The 5322-nt window shown below is 72.9% G+C and carries 3 protein-coding genes; 2 read left to right on the top strand and 1 reads right to left on the bottom strand.

Annotated elements, in window-relative coordinates; all coding sequences use genetic code 11:
* Positions 1 to 137: 137 nt before the first annotated feature.
* Both QH470_RS11710 and QH470_RS11705 read left to right on the top strand, forming a co-directional pair.
* The gene (locus QH470_RS11710) at positions 138 to 1313 is read left to right on the top strand and encodes an RNA polymerase sigma factor (protein WP_280272342.1); all 1176 of its coding nucleotides are present in this window, start codon (positions 138 to 140) and stop codon (positions 1311 to 1313) included.
* Positions 1310 to 2188 carry a carboxymuconolactone decarboxylase family protein gene (locus QH470_RS11705; RefSeq protein ID WP_280272341.1) on the top strand — a complete coding sequence of 293 codons (879 nt, stop codon included), beginning with the start codon at positions 1310 to 1312 and terminating at the stop codon, positions 2186 to 2188. The genes QH470_RS11710 and QH470_RS11705 overlap by 4 nt, the downstream gene beginning before the upstream one ends.
* 17 nt (positions 2189 to 2205) lie before the next feature.
* Here the strand turns inward: QH470_RS11705 and QH470_RS11700 are convergent, their stop codons facing one another.
* Positions 2206 to 5229 carry a thioesterase domain-containing protein gene (locus QH470_RS11700; protein WP_280272343.1) on the bottom strand — a complete coding sequence of 1008 codons (3024 nt, stop codon included), beginning with the start codon at positions 5227 to 5229 and terminating at the stop codon, positions 2206 to 2208.
* Positions 5230 to 5322: the final 93 nt, after the last annotated feature.

Here is a 5322-nt window from a genome sequence, read left to right as displayed (position 1 = left end):
CCACGCGGTCGTCCGGACCCGACGCGTCCCAGCTGCGCAGCGCGTGCGCGCACGCGTCCTGCAGCGCGGCCAGGCGCGCGTAGATTTAAGCCCGAGCGCCGGGGAAGACCGGGGGCCACCAAGGGCCGCTGGGGGCGGTGGTGTGCGGGGGGCTGGCTCTCACCATCGCGGCGCGGCCCGCGCTGCAGGACGCGTGCGCGCACGCGCTGCGCAGCTGGGACGCGTCGGGTCCGGACGACCCCGTGGCGTGGCTGCTGACCACGGCCCGCAACAGCGCGACCGACCCGCTGCGGCGGGCGCGGGTCGGCGGGGAGAAACTGGCGCGGCTCGGCGCGCCCGAGGCGGTGACCATGACGAACGTCGGCGAGGACGGCCTGCTCCGGGTGGGAGACGAGCGGCTGAGCCTGATCTTCACCTGCTGTCATCCCGCCCTCGCCGAGGAGGCGCGGGTCGCGCTCACCCTGCAGGCCGTGGCCGGGCTGACCGCGCAGCAGATCGCCCGGATGTTCCTCATCGGCGAATCGGCTCTGGCGCAACGTTTGGTGCGGGCGAAACGGAAGATCCGCGATGCCGGTATCGGTCTCACGGTTCCCGCGGACGCCGCGCTCCCCGAGCGGCTCTGGGGGGTGCTCGCGGTGATCTACCTGATCTTCACCCAGGGCTACACCGCCGACCCCGACCGCCCCGAACACCGGACGCTGCCGAAGGAGGCCATCCGACTCGCCGAACTCGTCGCCGCCCTCATGCCAGACGAACCGGAAGCACTCGGCCTGACCGCGCTACTGCTGCTGCATGATTCGCGCCGCGCCGCCCGCTACGACTCGTCCGGTGACATGGTGCTGCTGGCCGACCAGGACCGGTCCCGCTGCGATCGCGCCGAGATCGCCCAGGCCGTCGGGCTGCTGGACCGGGCGCTGCGGCTGGGCAGACCGGGCCCGTACCAGTTGCAGGCGGCGATCGCCGCCCTGCACGCCCAGGCGGTCTCCGCCGACGAGACCGACTGGCCGGGCATCGCCGCGCTCTACGAGCAGCTGCTCGCGGCGTCTCCCTCGCCGGTGGTGGCGCTCAACCACGCCGTCGCCGTGGCGATGGCCACCACCCCGGCGGAGGGACTGACACTGGTCGACGCGATCGACGGACTCGATCGCTACCACCTGTTTCACGCCACCCGCGCCGACCTGCTGCGACGCCTCGGCCGCACCGCCGACGCGGTCGCGGCGTACCGGCGTGCGCTCGAACTCGCCACCACCCCCGCCGACCGGCGCTTCCTGTCCGGCCGGATCCACGAACTCGACAGCACGGAGTCCCGATGAGACTGTCCCTCCTCGACCACGGCCACCGCCGCCGCGCCAAGCTCTTCATGGGGTTCACCTCCGCGGTCTCGCGGGTGGACAGCCCCGACATGGTGAAGATGCTGCTGTACCGGCCCGGCTTTCTCACCCGGCCGCTGCTCGACCTCGCCGCCGACGCCATGCGCGGACCCTCCTACTGGACCGCCGCGGAACGCGAATACCTCGCGGCGAGCACCGCGCGGCTGCACCACTGCCCGTTCTGCATCGACTCCCACACCGAACTGACCCGCATCGCCGCTCACGGGGAGATCGACCCGGACGATCCCGCATCGGCCCGGCCGCAGGTGCGTGCCGCCCAGGAATTCCTCGACCGGACCAGCGCGACACCGGACATCGCCGCCGCGCTCCCCGATCTGCCCGAGCACGCGATACAGGAAGCGCTGCGGGTCGACCTCGTGTGGAATATCGTCAACCGCCTCGCCAACGCGTTCGGCTTCGTCCTCCGAGAGGGCCAGTTGCACAGCGGAACTCGTGCGCTGCACCGGTTCGGCTACCGCTTCCCGTCCTTCCTGCTCGCCGACGGCACAGTCACCGACCACGGGGACGCCGTCGCCGACCTGCGTCACACCGTGCTCGACGCACCGGCGCGGACCGACCCCGCCCTGCGCGCCGCCGCCGCGGCCGGTACCCCGCTGCCCGAGCCGTGGCAGTCCTACGCGGCCACCGTCCGCGACGCCTCCTACCGCCTCACCGACGCCGACATCGCCCGGCTCACGGCCGCGGGCTTCACCGAGGACCAGATCTTCGAGGTCACCGTCGCCGCAGCCGTGGGCGCGGCCCTCCGCAGCTACGACGCAGGTCGAAAAGCCCTTGGCTCCAACGTAATCGGGGACTGACGAGGGACGGCCCGAGCTCACCCGTCCTCTCGGGCCGCCAGGCGCTCCGCCAGGACCGCGCCGACGGCCGCGCTCGGGGCGGGCAGGTCGAGATCGTCGTGGGCGCTGTCCACGACGTGCTCGGTGATCTCGCCGTGCACGACCTCGGACCAGCGTTCTGCCAGCGACTCGGTGACCGGCGCCCCGTCGGGGGTGAGCCCGGCGCGGAACACGAGCACATCACCGTGGAAGTCCGGTGAGCGATACTCCCGCAACATCTTCCGGTTGTTGCGCATGACCGTGAGGACCGCCGTGGCGATCCGCCGATACTCGTCCGAATCCACCATGTCGCCGTAGCGAGCGCTCGCCCAGGCGCGCATCGCGGCACTCAACTCCTCCTCCGCGGGCTCGGCCGGGCCGCCGGTGCCGTCCGCGGTGGCGGGGAGGCTGTCGATGAGGGCGAGCAGTGCGACTTCGTGTCCGCGCCCGCGCAGTTCGGCGGCGATCGCGTGGGCCGCGGTACCGCCGAACGACCACCCCGCCAACTGATAGGGGCCGTCCGGCTGCGCCCGCACGATCCGGTCGGCGTAATCGGTGACGAGTTCGCTCATGGACTCCGCCACCGGCGTCACGCCGTCGAGACCGCGCGCCTGCAGCGCGTACACCGGGCGGTCGCCGACGTGCGCCGCCAGCGCCTGATACGGCCAGCCGAGTCCGCCGCCGGGATGGACGCACCACAGCGGGGCCCCGGAACCGTTGCGCAGCAGCAGCATCGGCGCGAACGGGTCCCCGTCGGAGACCTCCTCCGACAGCCTCGGCGCGAGTTCGGCGATGGTCGGCGACTCGAAGAGGGTGCGAATCGGCACCTCCGCGCCCAGGTCGGCGCGGATCCTGCTCACCAGCCGCGTCGCCAGCAGCGAGTGTCCGCCCAGGTCGAAGAAGTTGTCGTCGATCCCGACCGATCCGGTGCCCAGGACCTCGGCGTACAGGTCGGCGAGCGCCTGCTCGGTCTTCGTGCGCGGTGCGCGGTAGGTGCCGCCGACGAACTCCGGGGCCGGTAGCGCCCGGCGGTCCAGTTTGCCGTTCGCGGTGAGCGGCAGCCGATCCAGGACCACGATCGCGGCCGGGACCATGTACTCCGGAAGACGCTGTGCCGCAAAGGAACGCACCTCCGCGGCCCGCCCGCTGGCACCGGGGTCGTTGGCGTAGCCGGACAGCGCGCCCACCGGTCCGGCGGTCCGGTACACGCCGGTGAGCGCGCCCGGCTCCGCGGCGGTGAACACGACATCCATCAGGCCGGGCGTCGGCGACAGCGTCACCGCGGCGCGGTAGCCCAGCCGCTCGCCGAGCAGGTGCAGATCCTCCGGCCAGACGCCGCCCGCGCGGGGCAGCGCGTCCAGCACCGCGTCCAGGGGCTTCCGGTCGTCGGCCGCCCGGAGCGCTTGCGCCGCGGCGATATCCGCGGCCATGCCCGCGTGCGGCACATCGGCCACGCGCAGCCCGTCGCGGCCGGGCGTGAGCAGCGATTCCCGCACGGTGAGCAGGTCACTCCACGGCACGGTCGGCACGTCGGCCAGCGAGCGCGGCGCGGCGGGCGCCTTGTACAGGACGACCTCGTATCGATACCGGCTCAGTTCGTTGTCGAACCGGCCCCGCTTGAGCTGGATGTCGACGCCGCCGATGGCCCCGACGCGGGCCGCGACACCGGCGAAGAATTCCGGCGCCAGCAGCAGTTCCTGGTCGGCGGCGATCTCGCGGCGAATCCGGTCGCGCACGACGGCGACGCTCGACGTGCCGGGAACCTTCGCCAGTTCCACACCGGTGGCGAAGGCGTCGAGCAGCGTGTGGTTGCGCACGTCGCCGATGAACAGCGCCCCGCCCGGCGCCAGCAGCCCGACGGCCTTCTCGATGACGTCGAGCAGGTAGCCGGCGTTCGGGAAGTACTGCACCACCGAATTCAGCACGATCGTGTCGAAGGTGCCCTCCGGCAGCCCGTCCACCACGTCGGCAGGTTGTACGCGCAACTGCACCCGGCGCACCCAGTCCCGGCCGTCGGCGCGCAGCCGCGCGGCGAGCACGTCGATGGAGGTCGCGGAGAAGTCGGTGGCCCAATACTCTTCGCACTCCGGCGCCAGCTGCGAGAGCAGCAGACCGGACCCGGCGCCTATCTCGAGCACCCGTCCCGGGCGCAGGGCGCGCAGCCGCGCCACGGTGGCGGCCTGCCACGCGCGCATGTCGTCGAGGTCGATCGGCTCGCCGGTGTAGCTGGAGTTCCAGCCGGAGAAGTCGGCGCCGAGTTCGGCGGTGACCTGTTCGCGGGTGTAGAGCTGTTCGCCGGAGGTCAGGTCGTCGTAGATCTGCCGCCACTGGCCGACCAGTTCGTCCTCGCGGGCGTGGTCGCGCCGCATCGACACCTCGGGGTCGACGACGACGTAACCGACGAGTTGCTTTGCCCCGCCGTCGGTTTCGCGGGCCAGGACCGCGGCGTGCGCGACGCTCGGGTGCGCGGTGAGCGCGGCCTCCACCTCGCCCGGCTCGATCCGGAAGCCGCGCACCTTGACCTGCTGGTCGGCGCGCCCGACGTATTCCAGTGCGCCGGAACGGTTCCAGCGCACCAGATCGCCCGATCGGTACATGCGCTCCCCCGGCTCGCCGTACGGGTCGGCGGTGAAGCGTTCCGCGGTGCGCGCCGGGTGCCGGAAGTAGCCGCGCGCCAGGTGTTCTCCCGCGATGTACAGCTCACCCACCACGCCGATCGGCACCGGCCGCAGCCGTGCGTCGAGGACCCGCAGCCGCACATTGTCCAGCGGCGTGCCGATCGGGACCGGGTTGTCGCCCTCGCGATACGGGTGGCCGGTCGCGAACGTCGTTGTCTCCGTGGGTCCGTAGACGTGCACGAGGGTGGTGTCCGGGCAGGCCGCGCGGACCGCGGTGAACGCGCCGGGGGGGGGCCCCCCCCCCCCCCCCCCCCCCCCCCCCCCGGGCGCGGGGGGCCGCGGCGCGCGGGGGGGTCCGGGCGCGCCTCCCCCCCCCCCCCCGGGCCCCGCCCCCCCCCCCGGCAGTCGAATTGCTTTTCACGCTAGGAACACCTGCCGTTTCCGCGTAACGGGGCGAAACCCCCTTGTCCACAGCGCCTTCGCGATGGGGGCCGTCGC

It is taken from the genome of Nocardia wallacei (assembly GCF_029868745.1).
Lineage (GTDB): Bacteria > Actinomycetota > Actinomycetes > Mycobacteriales > Mycobacteriaceae > Nocardia > Nocardia wallacei_B.
Note: the sequence above shows the minus strand (reverse complement) of the source record. Positions and strands in the feature narration are given on the sequence as shown.